Consider the following 21,225-nt stretch of genomic DNA (forward strand, 5'->3'; position numbering starts at 1 on the left):
TAAGGCGCTTTCCGACGCCTGACTTCAACCGGTTTCCTGCAGGTTGCAGAAAGCCAGGCGTTGCGAGTCTGCTTGAACCCAACTCGCAACGCCGTCATCGACCCGACACCATGCCGGAGCCGTTTCGTGCAACGGCCGGGATCCTCCATCCGGCCGTCAAATCCATGATCTTTCCGCTTCAGGCGGACACGGCAAAGCCCTTGATGGCGCCCGACAAGCGGTCGGTCGTGTCGCTCAGCAAGCGGCGCATCCGGTCCTCCGCGAGATCCGCATCGCGCTCCAGAATCGCCTCCATGACTTCCCGGTGAAACGGGATGGATTCCTCGTTTTCGCGCGGATCGGCGTTGGTGAGCCGGATGGAGCTCAGGAGCGCAGAGAAGATGACGCCCTCCATCGCTCTCAGGAATTCGTTGTTGGCCGCGCGCAGTATGGAGCGGTGAAACAGGGCATCGGCGACGACGAATTCCTGAACGGAGCTCGTCTCGTCCTCCATCCTGAGCTGTGCCGACATGATTTCGGCGTGCTCCGCTTCGGTTCCGAAGATTGCCGCCCATGCTGCCGCTTTCGGCTCCATCAGCTGGCGAATGTCCATCAGCTGACGCAGGAAACCCGGCTTGGGTTCGACCGAGAGATGCCAGGCAAGAACATCGTCGTCCAGAAGGGCCCAGCTGGCGCGCCGGCGAACCCGCGTGCCGCTGCCGCGGCGCACTTCCAGAAGGCCCTTTCCGACGAGGAGTTTCACCGCTTCGCGTATGACCGACTTGCTCACGCCGAACCGGCTGGAGAGTTTGGTCTCGTCTTCGATCAGTTCGTCTTCGCGATAGTGACCGCCAACGATCCTGCGCCCCAGTTCGCGCGATACCTGAGTCGCAAGACCGGGCGTGATGCCGCTTGCGTCCTTGAGGTCGTAGTAGAGTAGCTCATTCATATGAAAATACTAAACATCAGATGTTTAGATTGTCCATATCAATGATCATCTGGCGTAGAACGCCCTTAACTTGATGATATATATGAGATTACCAGGGCTGAAGGCTTTAAGCACCCGGACCACTATGTGAAAAATGGAACGTCTATTAGTTGTATTTCTTTGAAGACTCTATCTAAAGTATACTATCGGAAGGCCTGCCGATGCCGTGGTACTTGTGCCCGGAAGGAGACAGGAAACGCAGATCCGGCGACACACCCCTCCACCGCCGCTCAGGACAGTGAACGCTGCCGCGATTGCAGGTGGGGCCGGTCCAGGCATGTCATGGCGAGAGGGTCAGCCAGACTGGAGTATGAACTCCGCACAGCGCGAGCCCAGCATCATGGCTGGCGCATTGGTGTTGCCCGCGTTGATGTCCGGTACGGCGGACATGTCACAGACCCGCAAGTTGTCGACACCCCGGACCCGAAGCCTGCCGTCAAGCACGGCCATTTCATCGCCATCTGCCCCCATGCGCGCCGTTCCGGCCGGATGATAGTTGGTCTTGACGAACCGCTTGCAGTGGCTCCTGAGATCTTCGTCGGTACACTTGCCGGGGTCGGGGATCGCGACTTTCTTCAGCTTCGAGGCGATCGGGTTCGACTGGAGCGCTTCAAGGAAGAAGCGCTGGCCCGCCATCATCTCCTGCATGTCGTCTTCCTCCTTCAGAAGGTTCGGACACACGATCGGCATGTCGGCCGGCGATCCGGAGGCCAACCTGACTTCACCGCGCGATTTGGGTTTGACGACGACCGTCGTGACCGTGACCCCGTAGCCGTCTTTCAGCTCCGACTGCGCATCCCGGTCCAGGTAGACGATGGGAACGCAGAAGGCCTGGATCGTCGGTTCGCCGTCGCGGTTGCGCGGGTTGACGAAAGCCCCGGCCTCGACGCCGGCGGAGGTGATGCGGCCGCTTCCGAAAAGCTTGAACTGAAGACCGTTCAGGAGCATGCGCCAGCCTTCGCCCTGACGGTAATAGCCGTGCGGCCCGCTGGCATAGGCCGTGATCGGGACTTCGGGATGATCGATCAGGTTCTGGCCGACGCCGGGCATGTCGGCGTGAACCTGGATACCGAACGCGCCGAGATGATCCGCCGGACCGATCCCCGAGAGCATGAGGATCTTCGGCGACACCAGCGCCCCCGCTGCCAGGATGATTTCCGCCGACGCATTGACGGTGTGTGTCCCCGAGGGATCGGTGTAGGACACGCCGACCGCCCGTCCGTTCTCCACGATGATCCTGTCCACCGCCGCCTGCAGCTTGATGGTCAGCTTCGAATTGCCGCGCAGCGGTTCGAGAAACGCGTAGGCCGTTGAACTCCTGCGGCCATTCCTGTTGGTGAACTGGTAGAAACCGACACCGCGTTGCGACGGGCCGTTGAAGTCCGTGTTGTAGGGCTCGCCAAGGGTCTGAACCGACTGCACGAACCAGCGGGACATGGTGTCGACATAACCCGGGTCGGACACCATGACGTCGCCGTCCGTGCCGTGAAGATCGCCGGCAAGCCGGTTGTTCGCTTCCATTCCCTTAAAGTGGGGGAGGACGTCCGCCCAGCCCCAGCCGGGGTTGTCGTTGTTGGCGCGGAGCACATCGTTCCAGGCATCGTAGTCGCCGGGGCGGCCGCGCATGTAGACCTGTGCGTTGACGGAAGATCCGCCGCCCAGGACATTGCCCTGCGGGATGTCGTGGACCCTGCCATCCAGATGCGCTTGCGGCGTCGTCTTGTGATACCGCATGTACTTGGAACCGTTGATCATCTTGAAAATGCCGGGGGGCATATCAAGCAGCGGGTGCCGATGGGAATAGCCCGCTTCCAGCAGGAGCACACGCGCGCCGCCCTCGCTCACGAGCCGCGCTGCCGCGACAGCACCACCGGAACCGCCGCCAATGACGATGTAGTCGTAGTCCGAGGTCATTCGTCCCCCCAGTCAAATGTGACGCGAACGAATTCCCAGGCCGCCTTCAGGTGGTTGTTCAGCGCTTCTTCGGCCGCGACCGGATCGCGCTCCACAATGGCATCGAGGATGGATTTGTGCGCCAGGTAGTTGACCTCGTTGCGTTCAGGAGAGCGCAGCATGCGGTCCCACTGGGGCGCCAGCCAGGACGTATAGCCTTCGTGCATAGCGGGGAAAATCGGGTTCCTGGGAATGCGGTAGAGAACACCGTGGAAGGCGACATCCGTTCGGTAGAATTCCTTCGAGTCCGGGATGGCTTTCCGGTTTTCCTCGAGCGCTTCCCGCAGGCCGGCGATGTCCTCCTTGCGTGCCGATAACGCAGCTTCGCGCACCAGGGCGCGTTCGATGAAGACCCGGCTGTCGTAAAGGTTCTTGATGCCCGTCTTGTCCGTCAGGAGATGCTGGACGACATTGCCGCAGGCGTGGAGGACGGTCGCGTAATCCGGCTTGCGCACGATCGGGCGAAAACGGGGCCGCGTTTCGATCAGACCGCGGCTGGACAGCTGGGAAATCGCCTCGCGGATCACGGTCCTGCTTGCGCCGAACTGTTCCATCAACTCCCGCTCGGCGGGCAAGGGCGTCCTGTCTTCCAGCTCACCGGAAACGATTTTCGCTTCCAGCATTGCGACTACATTGTCCGCTGCCCGACCCGTTTCGTTGCCGATGTCCATTGGGCGTCAACTCTCCCTTGTCATCAATTTCACGCATTTTTGGTACGACATAAACTTGATGCTCGTAAAGCAATTTTTTCTGAGCTTCAGAAATTTTTGCCAGTTTTCTGTTATTTTTCATGTGTTTATTATTTTTACGTACTAAATTTCTCAATTTAGGATTGACTTTGGTCTCTTTTCTTAACTTACTTTGATTAGTTTGGTCATACCAAAGGGCAATTTGTTCGTGTTTGATTTTACCCTCTCCTCGGAAAGTCCGATCGCTGGCGGGATGTACATCAACGGCCAGTGGCTTACGCGCACGCCGGCATCGGCGGCTCTGGAAGTGGAGAACCCGGCAAACGAGGACATCATCGCGACGATCGCAGACGGGTCGGAGACAGACGCGCTCGAAGCGCTTGACGCCGCGCGCCGTGCCTTTAGTGCCTGGGCGGGCCGTCCCGCGATCGAGCGCGGAAGACTGATCGCAGCCCTTGCGGACGAAGTCCAGGCGCACAAGGCAGAGCTGGCACGCCTTGTCACCCTCGAACAGGGCAAGCCGCTCGCTCATGCGAACCAGGAGATCGACGCCGGCATAACCTTCCTGAGATACGCGGCGGAGAATGCGCGCCGGATCGAAGGCGATATCGTTGCGTCCGACAACCGGGACGAGGAAATTCACATCCGGCGGCATCCTTACGGCGTCGTGGTCGGGCTGACCGCCTGGAACTACCCGTTCGCGCTGGCGGCAAGAAAGCTCGGGCCGGCGCTGGTGGCCGGGAACACTTTCGTGCTGCTGTCCCACGAGGCGACGCCGCTTTCCGGGCTCGCCCTTGCACGTCTGAGTGAGAGGGCCGGTCTTCCCGCCGGGATCTTCAACGTGGTGACCGGCCGCGGGCCCGTCGTCGGTGCCGCCCTCGTGCAAAGCCCGATGTCCGATCTCGTCACCATGACCGGCAGCACCCGCGCGGGGCGCGAGATTTACCGGGCCGGCGCCGACAACATCAAGGTCGTGCGCCTGGAACTGGGCGGCAAGGCCCCGTTCCTGGTCATGGAAGACGCCGACATCGACAGCGCCGTCCAGGCGGCGGTGGCCGCGCGCTACACGAATTGCGGCCAGATCTGCACCTGCAACGAACGCATGTATCTGCACCGTGCCGTTGCGGACGAGTTCCTGGAAAAATTCGTTGCCGCCTCGAAAGCGCTGACCCTCGGAGACCCGCTCGGCAGCGTCGACATGGGTCCCAAGGTGAGCCGTATCGAGCGGGACAAGGTTGCCGATATCGTTGCGCAGGCCGTGCGTGCGGGCGCGGACATCCATCTTGAAGGCGGCATCCGCGAGGATGGCCCGTTCAGAAAGGGCCACTGGTTCGCACCGACGGTCCTGGAAGCGTCGAAGAACGACAATCCGGCCGTCCAGAACGAGGTATTCGGCCCGGTTGCAACGGCCGTCAGGGTCGATGATTTCGACACGGCGGTCCGGTTTGCCAACGACACGTCTTTCGGGCTGTCCGCCTATCTCTTCACCCGGGACCACAAGCGTCTCGCACAAGCTCCTTATCGCCTGAAGTTCGGAGAACTCTACCTGAACCGCTCCAACGGAGAGGCCGTGCAAGGCTTCCACACCGGGTGGGGATTGTCCGGGCTGGGGGGAGAAGACGGCCGTTACGGCTTCGATGGCTATCTGCGCAAGCAGACGGCCTACCTGAATTGGGGTTAGCGCCTCAAGCTCTTGCGGCCGGGGGGATTCTGGTCGCACCATAGTGGAGGAAATGATGAAACGTACTCTCTTGCTGGCTACTGCGATTGCTTTTGGCGCAGTGACTTCAATCGCTTCGGCTGCCGGGCTGCCGCCGCTTGAGCAGAAGGACCGCTACAAGGTCGGTTTTGCGCAGATGGAGTCCAACAACCCCTGGCGGATCGCCGAAACCAAGTCCTTCCATGACACGGCCGAAAGCTGCGGCTGGGATCTGATCGCGACCGATGCTGCCGGCTCCGCGGCAAAGCAGGTCGCCGATGTCGACAGCATGATTGCCCAGGGCATCGACGTGCTGTTCCTGCCGCCGCGCGAAGAAAAGCCGCTCATTCCTGCCGTGAAGAAGGCCAAGGCCGCTGGCATTCCGACCTTCCTTGTCGACCGCTCCGTTGACCCGAATGCAGCGAAGCCGGGTGAGGACTTCGTTGCCTTCCTCGGCTCCGACTTCATCGACCAGGGCAAGCGCGTTGCGGAATGGACCATCGAGAATTTCAAGGGCGACAAGGGCATCATCGTCCAGCTGGAAGGCACCACGGGTTCCTCGCCGGCCAATGACCGCAAGAAGGGTTTCGACGACCGCATCGTCCAGGACGAGCGTTTTGAAATCGTCGCATCCCAGTCCGGCGACTTCGCCCGCGATCTCGGCCGTCAGGTCATGGAGACGCTGTTGCAGGCCCACCCGGACGTCAACATCGTCTACGCCCACAATGACGAAATGGCGATCGGTGCCATCCAGGCCCTCGAGCTTGCCGGACGCAAGCCGGGCGAAGACGTTCTGGTCGTCTCCATCGACGGAACGCGCGATGCACTTCAGGCCATCATCGACGGCAAGATGGGTGTCACGGTGGAGAGTTCCCCGTTCTTCGGACCGCTCGCCTGTGAAACCATGAAACGCTATGCCGCCGGCGAAACCATCGAGCCCTGGGTGCAGGTAAAAGACCGGATCTTCACGGCTGCCAATGCCCCGGAGCACATCGACGAAGCCTACTGAGGCCATCTGCCGGGAGGGGAAACCCTTCCGGCTTCTTTCTCCCAGATCAGCGGATGTTCAGGCGGACCTGCCTGAACATCCCGCGGCTGATCGGTTCTGATGTGATCGGGCATCCAGGCGCGCTTCCGCGATCACGCGATGCTCTCATGCTGACAGGAGCCACCATGGCACCTCTGCTCACCATGGCCGGGATCAAGAAACACTTCGGCGGCGTTCCGGCTCTTCGAAGTGCGTCTCTTGAGGTCGAACCCGGCGAAGTCCATGCACTCATCGGTCAAAACGGTGCAGGAAAATCAACGCTCATCAAGATTCTGACGGGCCTTTACCGCCGCGACGAAGGCACGGTCGATTTCGCCGGCGAACCAAGCCACGTCGCCTCGCCGCGCGAAGCCCAGAATGCCGGGATCGCCACCATCTACCAGGAACTGAACCTGGTCCCGCTCCGGTCCGTCAGCGAAAATGTCGTGATGGGACAGGAGCCGCGGTCCTTCGGCTTCATGATCAACTGGCCCGAGGCACACCGGCGCACACGCGAAATCCTTGCCAGGTTCGGCATCGAGATTGACGTGACGGCCCCGCTCGGAAGCTATTCAACGGCGATCCAGCAACTCGTCGCGATTGCCCGTGCCGTCTCCATGGACGCGAAGCTCGTCATCATGGACGAACCGACCTCGTCGCTGGACAGCTCCGAAGTGGAAATCCTGTTCGGTGTCGTCCGGGAGCTGAAGTCCTCCGGCGTCTCGGTCCTGTACGTTTCCCACTTTCTGGACGAACTTTTCCAGATCTGCGACCGGGTCACCATCATGCGTGACGGCCAGACGGTCGGCTGCCAGCCCATCCCGGAGACGACCAAGCTCGATCTGATCGCCGGCATGCTCGGACGCAACGCGGAAGAGATCGCCGCCGAAGGACTGACGGAACTGGCCGGCGGCCGCGCCGCCTTTGACGAGGTTGTTCTCGAAGTCGACAAGGTCGCGACGGGACCGCGCCTCAGCGATTTCTCCATGACGCTTCACCGCGGCGAGATCGTCGGCCTCGGCGGCTTGCTCGGGTCCGGACGCACCGAGGCGGCCAGAAGCATTTTCGGGCTGGATCACCTGACCGCCGGGTCCATACATCTGCAGGGCCGGGAATTCGAACCGTCGGAACCCTCCGAAGCCATCCGGTCGCGGATCGGGTTCCTGACCGAAGACCGCAAGGCGGAGGGGATCGTGCCGGACATGTCGGTCCGTGAAAACCTCACGCTCGCCCTGTTGCCGAACCTGCGCAAGAACGGTCAGATCGACCGGGACCGCGAAAAGGAACTGGTCGGCGAGTTCATCCAGAAGCTCGGGATCAAGACATCGCACATGGATCAGCCGATCCGCGAGCTCTCGGGCGGCAACCAGCAGAAGGTTCTCCTGGCGCGCTGGCTGGCGACAAGGCCGGATATCCTGATCCTCGACGAGCCCACACGCGGGGTCGATGTCGGCGCGAAGCGCGAGATCCAGTCCATCATCCGGAAATTCGTCGACGACGGGCATGCCGTCATCCTGATCAGCTCCGAATTCGAGGAACTGGTGGAAGGTGCCAACCGCATCGTCGTCATGCATGAAGGCAAGGCGGTGTCCGAACTGACCAATCCCGGGATCACCGAAAACGCCCTGGTCAAGGCGCTTGCCCACCATGAGGAGGGCACCGCATGACCAGCCTGACATCAGAAGACACGATGCGAACCGACGTCACCGCCAGGCTGAAGAACCACGGGGGTCTGATCGCGCTCGGCCTGATCCTCATCTTCAACATCATCGTCACGCCCAATTTCCTGCAAACGCAGACGCTGGCCGTCAACATTTCGCAGGTCGCGACGATTGCCATCGTCGCCATGGGCATGACCCTGGTGATTGCAACGGGCGGGATCGATCTTTCGGTCGGCGCGGTCATGGCGCTTTCCGGAGCGCTGGCTCCACTGATCTTCCTGTCGGATTTCGGCCAGGCCTACCCTGTGCTGGGGCTGATCGGTGCGCTCTTCCTGCCACTGGTCGCAGCCCTCGTCTGCGGGCTCTTCAACGGGGTGATCGTCGCCGTGCTGCGGGTTCAGCCGATCATCGCGACGTTGATCCTGTTCATCTCGGGACGCGGCATCGCGCAGGTGCTGACGAACGGCAACCTGCAGACCTTCTCCTATCCCGAGTTCAGCTATCTCGGCACCGGAAAGATTCTCGGCTTCCCGTTTCAGGGATGGCTGGCGCTTGCCATTGCCTGCCTTCTCTTCTGGGTCGTGAACCGCACCGTCTTCGGACGCTACCTGCTCGCAATCGGCGGCAACGAGCGCGCCGCGAAACTTGCCGGCGGTCCGGTGCGCCAGGTCAAGATCGGCGCCTATGTGATCTGCTCGATCCTGTCAGGCCTTGCCGGGCTCATCGTCGTCGCGATCAATTCGGCCTCCGACGCGGCCCGTAACGGCAACCTGATGGAACTCGACGCCATCGCGGCGGCCGTTGTCGGCGGGGCGCTGCTCCAGGGCGGCAAGGCTCCGATCTTCGGCGCCATCCTCGGAGCCGTCATCATCCAGCTGGTGAAATACACGCTTCTGGCCAACGGCGTTGAAGACGAAGTCGCGCTGATTGCCAAGGCCGCGATCATCCTGGCTGCGGTCTACATTCAGCAAGCGCGAAAGGAATAGAAGCCGTGCTTGATCAAAATGCCTTCGACATGCGGAAATACATCTCCCGCAACCCGCAATCGGTCGCGGTCTGGATCGCCCTGTTCGTGCTGATCGTGTTCGGATTGCTGCGCTACGACAATTTCGGCAGCGCCTACAACATCACCTCGTTCCTGAACTACAACGCGATGTTCATCGCGATTTCGGTCGGCATGTGTTTCGTCATCCTGACCGGCGGGATCGATCTCTCGGTCGGGTCCGTGGCGGCCTTCACCTCCGTCATTGCGGCCTATCTCAGCCCCTACGGGATCGAAGTGGCGCTTCCGCTCGCGGTGCTTTCGGGTGTCGGCTTCGGCCTCTTCAATGCGGTCTGCATCGTCTTCGGGCGCATCCCGCCCTTCATCGCGACGCTTGCCACGATGCTTGGCGCCAAGGGCGGCTCGCTGGTGATCTCGGGCGCCCAGACGATCGCCGTCGACTGGGGCTCGAACTTCACCCAACTCGGCATGGAAAAGGCCATGGGCATCGTTCCCTGGACGATCGTTCTCGTCGGCATTCTCGTGGTCTGTCTCTGGGTGGTCCTGGAAATGACCAGCCTCGGCCGGACAATCCTTGCCGTCGGCGGCGGCGAGGACGCCTCCGTGATGATGGGACTTAAGGTCAACCGGGCGAAGATCTTCGCCTACGGGCTGTCCGGCGGTTGCGCCGGGCTGGCGGGTGTCTTCCTTGCCTCCGGTTTTGGGGCCGGTCAGCCGCTTGAAGGTGTCGGCTGGGAGCTTTCGGCGATTGCCTCGGTGGTCGTCGGCGGAACCCTCCTGACCGGAGGTCTCGGGTCGATCCCGGCGACGGTCGCAGGCGCGCTTCTGCTCGGCCTGGTCTTCAACATCCTGAATTTTGAAAACGGCAAGGGCTGGATCAGCTTCAGCGCCTACTGGCAGATGGTCATCCGCGGGGCATTCCTGTTCGCGGTCATCCTGTTCCAGACGCGGGTCATGAACCGGCAGTCGGGCGTGGAGTTCGCCAAATGACCGCGATCAAGCAGATCCGCACGCAGCTGTTCCATGTGCCGCTGGCCGAGGTCCTGGTGGACGCCAAACATGGCGACCACACCCTGTTCGAGCTGGTGACGGCGACTGTCGTCCTGGCCGACGGTACGGAAGGGACCGGCTACACCTATACGGGCGGAAAGGGCGGGTCGGCGATCGCGGCCATGATCCATCACGATCTGGCGCCCTTCCTGATCGGTCAGGATGCCGCCGCGGTGGAAAATCTCTACGAAGGCATGCAATGGCACATCCACTATGTGGGACGCGGCGGGATCGCCTCGTTCGCCATCTCGGCCGTCGACATCGCCCTATGGGACATTCGCGGCAAGACACGTGGCTGGCCGCTGTGGAAGCTGGCAGGCGGTGCCGACAACAGGTGCAAGGCCTATTGCGGCGGCATCGATCTGAATTTCCCGCTGCCGAAACTGCTTGAGAGTGTGCGGGGCTATCTTGAACGGGGCTTCAACGGGGTCAAGATCAAGATCGGCCAGCCAACACTCGAAGAAGACGTTGCGCGGATCGCGGCCGTCAGGGAACTCATCGGTCCCGATGTCGCGTTCATGGTCGATGCCAACTACTCCATGTCCGTGGACGAAGCGATCGCCGCGGCGCGGGCCTTCGCCCCCTACGACATTCTCTGGTTCGAGGAGCCGACGATCCCCGACAATTACAAGGGATACGCCGAGATCACGGATGCAACCGGATGTGCCCTTGCCATGGGCGAAAATCTTCATACTATCCATGAATTCGAATATGCATTCGACCAGTCCAAACTCAGCTTCATCCAGCCGGATGCGTCCAACTGCGGCGGCGTGACCGGCTTCCTTCAGGTTGCTGATCTGTCACGTCAACACAAGATCCCGGTATGCAGTCACGGAATGCAGGAGTTACACGTCAGTCTTGTTTCCGCGCAGGTGAATGCCGGCTGGATCGAAGTTCATTCGTTTCCGATCGACCAATACACGCGGCGCCCGCTGCAGGTGGAAAATCACCTTGCCGTTGCGCCGGAAACCCCGGGGACGGGCGTCGAATTCGACTGGACGCTCCTTGACCCCCACAAAGTCCTGACACTCTAGAGGTCCTCATGCTCAGCCATGCTGCCGTTTATCGCGGCGACAAGACGTTTTCCCTTGAACAGAAGCAGGTGTCCGATCCCGGTCCCGGCGAGGTGCAGATCAAGGTCGCCTATTGCGGCATCTGCGGAACCGACCTGCACATCTTCCTCGGCCACATGGACCAGCGCGTCGGGTTCGAGCGCACGATCGGTCACGAAATGTCCGGAACCATTTCCGCGGTCGGTGCCGGCGTCGATGGCCTGAAGCCGGGCGACCGGATTGTCGTCAGGCCATTGGACCATTGCGGCGAATGTCCCGCGTGCCGCGCCGGTCACGAGCATATCTGTCACAATCTGAAATTCATCGGCATCGATACCGAAGGTGCGTTCCAGGAATACTGGAACGTCCCCGCTCACACCATCCACGTCCTTCCCGAGGGCCTCGATCTTGCGCATGCAGCGCTGATCGAACCCCTGGCGGTCGCGTGTCACGACGTTAACCGCGCACAGGTGAAACCCGGGGAAGACGTTCTCGTGATCGGCGGCGGCCCGATCGGTCTCCTGGTCGCGCTGGTCGCGCGGCACGCAGGCGGCAATGTCACGATCAGCGAGATCAGCGAGAGCCGTCTTGCCTACGCGGAAAAGCTCGGCTTCACCACGATCAACCCGAAACTGTCAGACGCGGCCGAGCAGGTGAACGCGCTGACCGGCAACAAGGGGGCAGATGTCGTCTTCGAAGTCTCCGGCAGCCAGCCCGGTGTCGACCTGATGACCGATGCTGCCGCCGCGCGTGGCCGTATCGTCATGGTGGCCATTCACGCCAAGAAGCCGGACGTCGACATGTTCCGGTTCTTCTGGCGGGAACTGGAACTCTTCGGCGCCCGTGTCTACCGGCCCGAGGACTACGACCAGGCCATGCAGCTTCTGGCAGAAGGTGTCGTGGACTGTTCCTCCTTCATCACGGATATCCAGCCGCTCAAGGACATTCAGGGCGCGTTCGAAGCGCTGACCCAGAACCCGAGCGCCATAAAATCCATGATCCAGATCAGCGGGAATGCAGAATGAGTGTGTTGGACAGTTTCAGCCTTGCGGGAAAAACGGCGCTTGTCACGGGTGCCAAGCGCGGGATCGGCAAGGCGATGGCCGTCGCCCTCGCCGATGCCGGCGCGGATATCATCGGCGTCAGCGCCAGTCTCGAAAGCACGGGCAGCGATGTCGAGAAAGAGGTCCGTGCCCTCGGACGGAACTTCACCGGCTACAGCTGCGATTTCGGCGACCGCGAGGCCCTGAAAACCTTCGCGGCCACGGTCAACGAAGCGCACCCGGTGATCGATATCCTCATCAACAATGCCGGCACGATCAAACGCGCGCCGCTTACCGAACATGGTGACGACATCTGGGACGAGGTGATCGAGGTCAATCTGTCCTCCCAGTTCGTGCTGACGCGCGAAATCGGCGCGCGCATGGTGGAACGGGGCTCGGGCAAGATCATCTTCACGGCGTCGCTCCTGACCTTTCAGGGCGGCATCACGGTGCCGGGCTACGCGGCCTCCAAGGGCGCAATCGGCCAGCTGACCAAGGCCTTCGCGAACGAATGGGCCGCCAGGGGGATCAATGTCAACGCGATTGCGCCGGGTTACATCGCGACGGACAACACCGAAGCACTGCGCAACGATCCCGTGCGGTCGAAGTCCATCCTGGAACGTATCCCGGCGGGGCGATGGGGCAATGCGGAGGACTTTGCCGGTCCGGCCGTCTTCCTGGCTTCCGCCGCCTCGGACTACATGCACGGCACTGTCATGACCGTCGACGGTGGCTGGATGGGACGGTAGCGACGCGCGGTGGTTGCAAGACCCGTCTCAGAGCCTGTTTCAGGGCGAGAAGACGATCCGGAACTCCGCCGGAAGACTGCCGCCGGCGACCTTGCGGGCGTTGGGAAGATCGTTTTCTTCCAGCTTCGCCTTGCGGTCTGCTTCGGGCAGATCCTGCCAGCGTTCGGCCAATCGCCGCTCCAGCTCGGCAAGCGGCACGCTCAGAAAGACGGTGGTGTCGAAAAGCGGACCCAGGTCTCGCCAGGGCGCTTCGTCTAGAAGCAGATAGTTGCCCTCGACGATCAGGTGGCGGACCGTCTTCGGAATGACGCGAGCACTGTTGCGCGCGATCTCGATGCTGCGGTCAAAGACGGGGACGGCGATTTCGTCTTCCTCGTTTTGCTTGAGCCGCATCAGCATGTGCCTGAAGCCGCCGACATCGAATGTGTGCGGCGCGCCTTTCCGGGGGCGCCATCCACGGGCGTTGAGGATCAGATCGTCATAGTGATAGCCGTCCATCGGGAAAACGGCGGCACTGCCCGGATCTTTCTCGTTCAACCATGCAGCCAGTTCGTCGGAGAGGGTCGACTTGCCTGCTCCGGGCGGGCCGCAGACGGCGGTTATGCTGCGGTTCGTTTGCCCGCGGTCCACGATCCGGGCTGCGAGATCCTCGACCGAAATGTCCTGCGAAGCGGTCACGACAGGCTCAACCCCGCGGCTTCGGCCTGTTCGGTGAGGAAGGGCAGGCCGACTTCCACAATATCCTCCGCGCGGTCAGCCACCGGACGCCAGACCGCAAGTCCGGATGCGATCTCCGGCGCCAGATAGACAAAGCTTTCCAATGTCATCGTTCCCTGAAAATCGACGTCGGTCAGTCCCTTGAACGTCGCCGCCCAGTCGAGCGTGCCCCTGCCCGGAACACCGCGATTGGATTCCGACAGATGAACATAGCCCAGATGCTCGCCCGCATCGGCAAACCCCTCGGCCATGCCGGCTTCCTCGATATTCATATGATAGGTGTCGAGATGGATAAAGACGTTGGGCGCGCCGACACGCTCGATGATCTCGGCCGTTTGCCGGGCCGTGTTCAACAAGTGGGTTTCGTAGCGATTGCAGGGTTCAAGCCCGAGACGCATGTTGAGATCCCGTGCCTTCTGGGCGACGCGGTCGACCAGCCGGCAGATGGCATCGCTTTCCGCTGCGGTGACCGGCGCACCGCTGGTCTTGCCGATGGTCCCGTAGGTCACGCCGGAAAGCGCCGCAGCGCCGGCGTCCCGGGCCACCTGAAGGGCAAAGCCCAGATAGTCCACCGCATCGCCCGGATTGCGCAGGATATCGATCTCGGCCGGAAGACCGAGCGAACAGACGATTTCCACGCCATTGCGCTCGGCCGCGCGCCGGGTGCCGACGCTGTCGTAGTTTTTCGGGTCGAGCAGAGGCGTCTCGATGACCGTCACGCCATGCGCCGTGATCGGCGGAAGCAGGCGGTCCGCCTCTGCGGGGTTCCAGAGCGGTGTGAAGGCGAGGCCATGCAGTCCTAACCGGGGCATATCGCAATCCTATCCGTGTGCGCCGACAATGTATGAAACGACTTCCGCCATGTCGGTTTCGTCCCGTTTCAGATCGGCAATGACATTTCCGCGTCGAAGTACCACGATACGGCCGCAGGCTTCAAAGACATCGTTGAGACGGTGGCTGATCAGGATTGTCGCGATGCCTTCATCGCGCATCTGCCGGATCAGGTTCAGCACGCTTTCCACCTCGCGCACGGCCAGGGCCGCCGTCGGTTCGTCCATGATCACCAGCTTGGGCTTGAAGGTGAGCGCACGTGCGATCGCGATGGTCTGCTGCTGACCGCCAGACAGCATGCCGACCGGCAGGTGGATCGAGGGAACGTGCACACCCAGCCGGTCGATCATGTGCTGGGCCTCGGCATCGATCTTCGACTTGTCGACAAAGCCCGGCAGCAGTCCGAGAAAGCGCTTGGTCGGCTCACGTCCGAGGAAGATGTTGTTGGCAACGTCCTGTTGCGGCGCGAGTGCGAGGTCCTGGTAGATCATCTCGATGCCGCTTTCGCGACGCTCTCCGGGGTTCCGTCCGGTGACATCGGTGCCGTTGAAACTGATACGTCCCTTGTCCGTCGTGTAGACGCCGGTGATCGTCTTCATGAGCGTCGACTTGCCGGCACCGTTGTCGCCGACAAGGCCGATCACCTCGCCCGCATCCACCGTCAGGTTGACGCCGTGCAGCACCTGCACGGGACCGAAACTCTTCTCCACGCCCGAAAGCTCCAGAAGGCTCATTGCAGCGACCTCCCCCGTGTCCGGATCTGGTCGAGCCAGACGGCGGCAATCAGGACGGCGCCGATCGCCATCTGCTGGTAGTAAGCCTGAACGGCCATCAGATTGAGACCGTTCTGCAGCACACCCATGATGAGCGCACCGATCATCGTGCCGAGGATCGAACCCCGGCCGCCGAAGAGGTTGGTCCCGCCGATGATCGCGGCGGTGATCGCAAGGAGCTCGTAGTTGAGACCGGCGGTCGGATCGCCGGTGTTCACGCGCGCGGTGAAGATCAATCCGGCAATACCGGCCATCAGGCCGGAGATCGTGTAGAGCAGCATCCGCTGACGCCGGATGTTGATGCCCGTCGCCCGCGCCGAGTTTTCGTTGTCGCCGAGCGCCAGCGTGTGATGCCCGAACGGGGTATGCGCCAGCAGGTAGTGGGAGGCCAGTGCGACGAACAGAAGAATGAAGACGGGGGTCGGCACCCCGAACGGGCGCGCCTGGCCGAGAAACAGGATCTCTTCCGGCAGACCGTAGATACCGCGTCCGCTGGAGATGATCAGCGCCAGACCCCGGGCGATGCCGAGCATGCCAAGGGTCACGATGAAGGCGGGCACGTGACCTCTTGTGATGATGAAGCCGTTGACCGCACCGGCGGCAGCGCCGGCGCCAAGCGCGCCGATGATGGCGAAGTACCAGGGCAGTTCGAGCGTGACGACAAGCGCAGCGCCGGTGACCGACGCGAGGCCCAGAACGGAGCCGAGCGAGAGATCGATCCCCGCCGCGCTAATGACGAAGGTCGCGCCGATGGCCAGGATGCCGAAGGTGGCACTGGCGAGGATGATATTGAAGAAGTTGTTCGCGGTCAGAAAGACCCGCACCCCGGAGCCGGTTACCGGCGACAGGATCGCCATGACGACGACCAGCACAAGCAGAACGGCCAGCGACTCCGCCCGAACGTGTGTTCTTTCAAGAATTTTCAGCATATGCCCACCCGGAAAATGCGGGCCCGGAGGGTCTTCGGCGTTCTGGCGAACGCTCCAGGCTCCAGGCCCGCATGGCCGCTGTTACTTGACGTATTCGAGCATCGGGTCGGAGCCGCCTTCCAGCACCTCCTTGGTCAGCACCATGGTCGGAACATAGACCCAGTCCGGCTGGTCGCCGCCGGCCTTGACCATTTCAACGGCCTGCTTGCCGACGAGGTAGGGCAACTGCGCGACCGAGGCGTTCAGACGGCCGGACTTGATCGACTTGACCGCATCCGAGTTGCCGTCGACGCCAATGACGGTGACCTGATCGCCCTTGCCGGCCGCGTAAACCGTTTCGACCGCACCAAGCGCCATGCCGTCATTTGCCGCAAAGATGGCAACGAGCTCCGGATTGGAGGTCAGGATATCGTTGGTGATGTTGGCCGCCTTGCCCCGGTCCCAGTCACCCGGCAGAGAGGCAACGATTTCGAGCCCCGGCGCCAGTTCGGCGAGCTTTTCAGAGAACCCGTTGGCCCGCTTTTGACCGGTCACGTTTCCGGACAGGCCCTCGATGACCAGAACCGGTCCCTTGGCATCCGCGCCGACCTGGCTGACGAGCCACTCGGCGCCCTGCGCACCGGCCGCTACGTTGTCGGACCCGATGGAAAAGGCGATGTCGACGCCGGCATCGGTTGCGATCTTGTGATCGAGATTGCCGTCGAGGTCGACGACCGGAATGCCCATCTCCGTTGCCCGTTTCAGGCAGGGCAGCAGAATGGTCGAGTTGATGGCTGCGGTGATCATCGCGTCCGGCTGGCGCTCCAGCATCGTGTTGCAGACATTGAGCTGCGGCTCAGCCGCCTGATCGCTCTCGACAGCCTGCAGATAATATTCCACGCCTGCCTCGCTGGCTCCGTCGCGGACGCCGAGTTCCATGGCACCCCAGAACGGATTGGACAGGGTTTTCATCAGAACACCGTAAGTTTCGGCCTGTGCTGGTACCGCCAGCAGCGCCACGAGGGCAGTTACGGTCAATTGCTTGAACATTTGCTTTCCTCCACTTTTCGTCTCTGCTGTACCGGCGCTTCTTCGTCACCTTCTGTTTTGTGACCGGCGCTCACGCACCGGTGCTGTTGCTTGCGCCCGCTTACCTCTGGAGCAGACCGAGCGACTGCCTTGCCTCGAGCCGGCAATTGATGCGGATCGTCTCCGGGGAAGCGTTGCCGCCCTCGATCCTTGCCAGGAGACGCTCCCACGCGACCCGGGCGATTTCCTCCGTCGGCTGGACAATGGCTGCGACGGGCGGGTGCACATGGGCCATCCAGGCGCTGTCATCGAAACCGGCCAGGGCGGTGTCCGTTCCGATGACATGGCCGCGCTCCTGCAACAGGCCATAGGCGGCCAGTGTTGCCGTGTTGAACAGGCAGAACACGGCATCGGGAGCCGGGTTCCTGTCGAGATAGGCGGCGAGCGCGGTGCGCGCGCCCTCGATGCTGTCCCCGGTCGGAACGTAATCGACAGTGACGTCCTGCGCATGGCTGTCGACGGCGGCACGCACCCCGTCCAGCCGCTCGGCGACATTGGCGATGCCGTCTCCGAGATACGCCACGACAATGCGGCGATGCCCGGCATCGAACAGCTTCTGCATGAGGGCCGCACTGGCGGCGGCGTTGTCGACGCCGACGCCGTCGGTTGCCGCGTTCTGCTGGATGCGGTCCAGAAAGACGAACGGTGTTTCGTTGGCTTGAACAAGCTCCGCGGCGCGGGAATACAGCGAGGGGATCACGAAGACGCCCGCCACGCGCCAGCCCACCAGTTCGTCGATCTCCCGCGCCTCGATGTCCGCGTCTTCGCGGCTGGATGTGGCAACGATGCGGTAGTTGGTGGCCTCGGCGCGATGCTCAAGCTTTGCAACCAGTTCAGCGAAAAACGGGTTTTCGAAATCGGGAATGACGAGGCCGATGATGCGGCTTTGGCTTCTGCGCAGATTGGAGGCCATGGTGTTGCGGCGGTATCCGAGATCGCGCACCGCCTGGAGCACGGCGCGGCCGATGGGATCGTCCAGCTTGCGGCGGCCGTTGATCACATTGGAAACGCAACCGGGTGAAACGCCCGCCCGCCGCGCGACATCGCGGATGGACGGCCTCGACCCCCGCTGCTTTTGCGCAGCCTTGTCGGGCATCGACAAACTCCTCCTTGCGTCAATGCTAGAAAAAACGTTTTATGTTGTAAATCGTTTTTTGGGAGAAACGAAACATGCGCGTTCTCTACGATCCCGCTCCGCGCCAGACTGACGAGATCTTCAGCGCTGCCGACCGCAGCAGGTTCTTTTCCGAATTTGACGTGATCGAGATAGACCCAGCCGAGCGAGACGCGGCGTTCAACCGATATCTGCCGGAGGCCGACATCGTCATCAGCCAGGACGCCATGGAGGCCGACCGGCTTGCGCAGGCGGTGAAGCTCAAGGCCCTGATCAATGTCGAGACGAATTTTCTCCCGAATGTGGACTATGACGCCTGCCTGCGGCGCGGCGTGCATGTTCTGACGCCGGCGTCCGTGTTCGCGCTGCCCGTCGCCGAGATGGGGCTGTGCATGGCGCTGTCACTGGCACGCGGCGTTCACACCAGCCATGGCGACTTTCTGTCGGGAGCCGAACAATACGGTCTTGAGGGCAACACGCAGGCCGAACTGCTGACCGGAAGCAGGATCGGCTTCGTGGGCTTCGGCGACCTCGGGCGCGCCCTTCACAAGCTGCTTGCCCCGTTCCAGGCAAAGGTCTCAGCGTACGACCCCTGGCTGCCCGACAATCACCTGCGCCGTCTGGGTGTCGAACCGGTTTCGCTGGAGGACCTGTTGCGGCAGAACCGGGTGGTTTTCGTGGTGGCTTCGATTACCACCGAGAATGCCCTCCTACTGGACGCCGAAAAGCTGTCAATGATGCAGGATCAGGCGATGCTCGTTCTCCTGAGCCGGGCGGCGATTGCCGATTTCGAGGCGCTCGCGAAAGAAGCCTCCAGCGGCCGCCTGCGCATCGCGACGGACGTGTTTCCGGAAGAACCCGTCGCTGCCGACGACCCGATCCGCAAGGTTCCGGGCATCCTGTTTTCCGCCCATCGCGCGGGTGCCCTGACCTCAGCCCTTCAGCAGATCGGCGCGCTTGTCCTGGAAGACATGACGCAGATCGCAAAAGGCCTGCCCCCCGTTGCCTGTCGGCGTGCGGAGCCGGAAACCGTCGGACGGCTCAGAAGCAAACCGATCGAAACAACCTGACTTGAGTTTGCCGCGAGCCGGGATAAGTTTCCCCGAGCAACCCCTTTCAATTTCGCGAGGCACATCTTGCACATAGGCTTGATCGGCGGCATCGGCCCGGCCGCCACCGACTTCTACTACCGCCGACTGATAAGACTGGCCGCGGAGAAGGGCCGCGACCTGGAGCTGACCATCGTTCACGCTGACGCTCCAACCCTGCTCGCCAATCTGACGGCGGGCGACGGCGCTGCACAATGCGACATCTATTTGCGCCTCGCCAGAAGACTCATGGCCGCCGGCGCCGACAACGTCGTCGTCACCTCGATCGCCGGTCATTTCTGTATCGATGCGTTCGCGGAGATTTCCCCCTTGCCAATCCTCGATCTCACCAAAAGCCTTGCTCGTTGGTTGCGTGCAAAGGACATGGCGCGTGTCGGCATCCTCGGCACGGAACCGGTGATGCGCTCCGGCATGTACGGCAAGCTCGCACCCGTCGATGTCCTGGCACCGGCAGGGAGTGACCTGAAACATGTCCACGAGGCCTATGTGACGCTGGTACAGGCGGGAGTGCCGAGCCAGGAACTGAGATACGAACTGAAAGACGTCTTTCTTCGCGCAGGCCGCGCGCTTGTCGACCGGGGGGCCGAAGCCGTGCTGCTGGGAGGCACGGATCTGAACGCTGTATTCACAGCCGATGAGATGGCGTTTCCGGTTGTCGACTGTGCCGGCATCCATGCCGACGACATCGCGCAACACATTTGAGGGGCGACCGAGCGGGCTGCGACGGCGCTGTCACTTCACGTTCTCCTGTGACGATTTTGATGCCCGATGACGGGTGAAAGACGTTGCATCGATCCATCGGATGCGCGATTCTTAAAAAATATCGTTGGGGCAGGCACCTGTCAGAGGAGACACAGATGATAAGGTCCAATTATCCTGTCGACATGGCGGTCGTTCCGGACGTGAAGGCCTTTTTCGATCCGGCGACGAACACGATCAGCTACGTCGTCAAGGATCCGGCCTCAAAGGCCTGCGCCGTTGTCGACAGTGTCATGGATATCGATATCGCCGCAGGGCGGATCACGTATGACAATGCGGACGAGATCATCGCCTTTATCGAGGAACACGGGCTTGAACTCGAATGGCTGATCGAAACCCACGTCCATGCGGATCACCTGTCGGGTGCCCCCTATATCCAGCAGAAGCTCGGCGGCAAGCTTGGCATCGGCGACCAGATCACGGTCATCCAGGAAACCTTCGGCAAGGTCTTCAACGAAGGCACGGAGTTCCAGCGCGACGGCAGCCAGTTTGATCGCCTGTTTCAGGATGGCGACACCTACCAGATCGGCGAGATGACGGCGTTCGCCATGGCAACTCCAGGCCACACGCCGGCCTGCATGGTGCACGTGATGGGCAATGCGGCCTTTGCCGGAGACACGCTGTTCATGCCGGACGGCGGGTCGGCCCGCGCGGATTTCCCCGGAGGCGACGCGGCGATCCTCTACGATTCGATCCAGAAGGTGCTCTCACTTCCGGAGGACATGCGCCTCTTCATGTGCCACGACTATGGCCCGAACGGGCGGGACATCCAGTGGGAAACGACCGTCGGCGACGAGAAGGAACACAACATCCATGTCGGCGGCGGCAAATCGAAGGAAGAGTTCGTGAAGTTCCGCACCGAACGGGATGCGCAGCTCTCCATGCCCAAGCTCATCATTCCGTCCATCCAGGTCAACATGCGCGCAGGCAAGCTGCCGCCTGCCGATGACAGCGGCAAGACATTCCTGAAGGTGCCCGTGAACGAGCTCTGAGGCCCTGTCCGATACCCGCCGGTAGCAACGGCGGGTATCG

The 21,225-nt window shown here is 61.9% G+C and carries 20 protein-coding genes; 11 read left to right on the forward strand and 9 right to left on the reverse strand.

Going from position 1 to position 21,225, the window contains the following annotated elements:
- Positions 1 to 178: 178 nt before the first annotated feature.
- From ACO08A_RS09450 to ACO08A_RS09460, 3 genes are all read right to left on the reverse strand, one after another.
- On the reverse strand, positions 179 to 928 hold the full coding sequence (locus ACO08A_RS09450; protein WP_422040854.1) for a FadR/GntR family transcriptional regulator: 750 nt from the start codon (positions 926 to 928) through the stop codon (positions 179 to 181).
- A gap of 333 nt (positions 929 to 1,261) precedes the next feature.
- Positions 1,262 to 2,881, reverse strand: coding sequence for a GMC family oxidoreductase (locus ACO08A_RS09455; RefSeq protein WP_422040855.1), 1,620 nt, complete (start codon positions 2,879 to 2,881; stop codon positions 1,262 to 1,264).
- The gene (locus ACO08A_RS09460; RefSeq protein WP_422040856.1) at positions 2,878 to 3,591 is read right to left on the reverse strand and encodes an FCD domain-containing protein; all 714 of its coding nucleotides are present in this window, start codon (positions 3,589 to 3,591) and stop codon (positions 2,878 to 2,880) included. Before ACO08A_RS09460 ends, ACO08A_RS09455 begins: the two co-directional genes overlap by 4 nt.
- A 226-nt stretch (positions 3,592 to 3,817) precedes the next feature.
- Here ACO08A_RS09460 and ACO08A_RS09465 point away from each other — a divergent pair, with 226 nt between their 5' ends.
- From ACO08A_RS09465 to ACO08A_RS09500, 8 genes are all read left to right on the forward strand, one after another.
- Positions 3,818 to 5,290: an aldehyde dehydrogenase family protein gene (locus tag ACO08A_RS09465; RefSeq protein WP_422040857.1), complete on the forward strand. Its 1,473-nt coding sequence runs from the start codon at positions 3,818 to 3,820 to the stop codon at positions 5,288 to 5,290.
- Positions 5,291 to 5,342: 52 nt separating this feature from the next.
- Positions 5,343 to 6,317: an ABC transporter substrate-binding protein gene (locus ACO08A_RS09470; RefSeq protein ID WP_422040858.1), complete on the forward strand. Its 975-nt coding sequence runs from the start codon at positions 5,343 to 5,345 to the stop codon at positions 6,315 to 6,317.
- A gap of 164 nt (positions 6,318 to 6,481) precedes the next feature.
- On the forward strand, positions 6,482 to 8,002 hold the full coding sequence (locus tag ACO08A_RS09475) for a sugar ABC transporter ATP-binding protein (RefSeq protein ID WP_422040859.1): 1,521 nt from the start codon (positions 6,482 to 6,484) through the stop codon (positions 8,000 to 8,002).
- Positions 7,999 to 8,982, forward strand: a complete 984-nt coding sequence (locus ACO08A_RS09480; RefSeq protein WP_422040860.1) for an ABC transporter permease — start codon at positions 7,999 to 8,001, stop codon at positions 8,980 to 8,982. Before ACO08A_RS09475 ends, ACO08A_RS09480 begins: the two co-directional genes overlap by 4 nt.
- A gap of 29 nt (positions 8,983 to 9,011) precedes the next feature.
- Entirely contained in the window at positions 9,012 to 9,989 is a 978-nt protein-coding gene (locus ACO08A_RS09485) for an ABC transporter permease (protein WP_319387569.1), read from the forward strand.
- On the forward strand, positions 9,986 to 11,083 hold the full coding sequence (locus ACO08A_RS09490) for a mandelate racemase/muconate lactonizing enzyme family protein (RefSeq protein WP_422040861.1): 1,098 nt from the start codon (positions 9,986 to 9,988) through the stop codon (positions 11,081 to 11,083). The genes ACO08A_RS09485 and ACO08A_RS09490 overlap by 4 nt, the downstream gene beginning before the upstream one ends.
- 8 nt (positions 11,084 to 11,091) lie before the next feature.
- Positions 11,092 to 12,126: a zinc-dependent alcohol dehydrogenase gene (locus ACO08A_RS09495; RefSeq protein ID WP_422040862.1), complete on the forward strand. Its 1,035-nt coding sequence runs from the start codon at positions 11,092 to 11,094 to the stop codon at positions 12,124 to 12,126.
- 2 nt (positions 12,127 to 12,128) lie between these two features.
- Positions 12,129 to 12,893, forward strand: coding sequence for an SDR family oxidoreductase (locus tag ACO08A_RS09500; RefSeq protein ID WP_422041735.1), 765 nt, complete (start codon positions 12,129 to 12,131; stop codon positions 12,891 to 12,893).
- Between the two features lie 39 nt (positions 12,894 to 12,932).
- On the opposite strand, the gene ACO08A_RS09505 is transcribed toward ACO08A_RS09500, so the two are convergent.
- From ACO08A_RS09505 to ACO08A_RS09530, 6 genes are all read right to left on the reverse strand, one after another.
- The gene (locus ACO08A_RS09505) at positions 12,933 to 13,571 is read right to left on the reverse strand and encodes a nucleoside/nucleotide kinase family protein (protein WP_422040863.1); all 639 of its coding nucleotides are present in this window, start codon (positions 13,569 to 13,571) and stop codon (positions 12,933 to 12,935) included.
- Positions 13,568 to 14,422: a sugar phosphate isomerase/epimerase family protein gene (locus ACO08A_RS09510; RefSeq protein WP_422040864.1), complete on the reverse strand. Its 855-nt coding sequence runs from the start codon at positions 14,420 to 14,422 to the stop codon at positions 13,568 to 13,570. Before ACO08A_RS09510 ends, ACO08A_RS09505 begins: the two co-directional genes overlap by 4 nt.
- Positions 14,423 to 14,431: 9 nt before the next feature.
- Positions 14,432 to 15,175, reverse strand: a complete 744-nt coding sequence (locus tag ACO08A_RS09515) for an ATP-binding cassette domain-containing protein (RefSeq protein ID WP_319385096.1) — start codon at positions 15,173 to 15,175, stop codon at positions 14,432 to 14,434.
- Positions 15,172 to 16,143: an ABC transporter permease gene (locus tag ACO08A_RS09520; RefSeq protein WP_422040865.1), complete on the reverse strand. Its 972-nt coding sequence runs from the start codon at positions 16,141 to 16,143 to the stop codon at positions 15,172 to 15,174. Before ACO08A_RS09520 ends, ACO08A_RS09515 begins: the two co-directional genes overlap by 4 nt.
- A gap of 81 nt (positions 16,144 to 16,224) precedes the next feature.
- Complete coding sequence (locus ACO08A_RS09525) at positions 16,225 to 17,172, reverse strand: substrate-binding domain-containing protein (RefSeq protein ID WP_422040866.1); 948 nt, start codon at positions 17,170 to 17,172, stop codon at positions 16,225 to 16,227.
- Between the two features lie 100 nt (positions 17,173 to 17,272).
- A complete protein-coding gene (locus tag ACO08A_RS09530; protein ID WP_422040867.1) occupies positions 17,273 to 18,307 on the reverse strand; it encodes a LacI family DNA-binding transcriptional regulator in 1,035 nt (344 codons plus the stop codon).
- Between the two features lie 74 nt (positions 18,308 to 18,381).
- Between ACO08A_RS09530 and ACO08A_RS09535 the strand changes: the two genes are divergently transcribed.
- The 3 genes from ACO08A_RS09535 (at position 18,382) to ACO08A_RS09545 (ending at position 21,185) form a co-directional block, all read left to right on the forward strand.
- Positions 18,382 to 19,395 (forward strand): NAD(P)-dependent oxidoreductase, encoded by a 1,014-nt coding sequence (locus ACO08A_RS09535; RefSeq protein WP_422040868.1) that lies wholly within the window; start codon positions 18,382 to 18,384, stop codon positions 19,393 to 19,395.
- Positions 19,396 to 19,461: 66 nt separating this feature from the next.
- Positions 19,462 to 20,136, forward strand: coding sequence for an aspartate/glutamate racemase family protein (locus ACO08A_RS09540; RefSeq protein ID WP_422040869.1), 675 nt, complete (start codon positions 19,462 to 19,464; stop codon positions 20,134 to 20,136).
- 155 nt (positions 20,137 to 20,291) lie between these two features.
- A complete protein-coding gene (locus tag ACO08A_RS09545; protein WP_422040870.1) occupies positions 20,292 to 21,185 on the forward strand; it encodes an MBL fold metallo-hydrolase in 894 nt (297 codons plus the stop codon).
- Positions 21,186 to 21,225: the final 40 nt, after the last annotated feature.

It is taken from the genome of Roseibium sp., from assembly GCF_965232425.1.
Lineage (GTDB): Bacteria > Pseudomonadota > Alphaproteobacteria > Rhizobiales > Stappiaceae > Roseibium.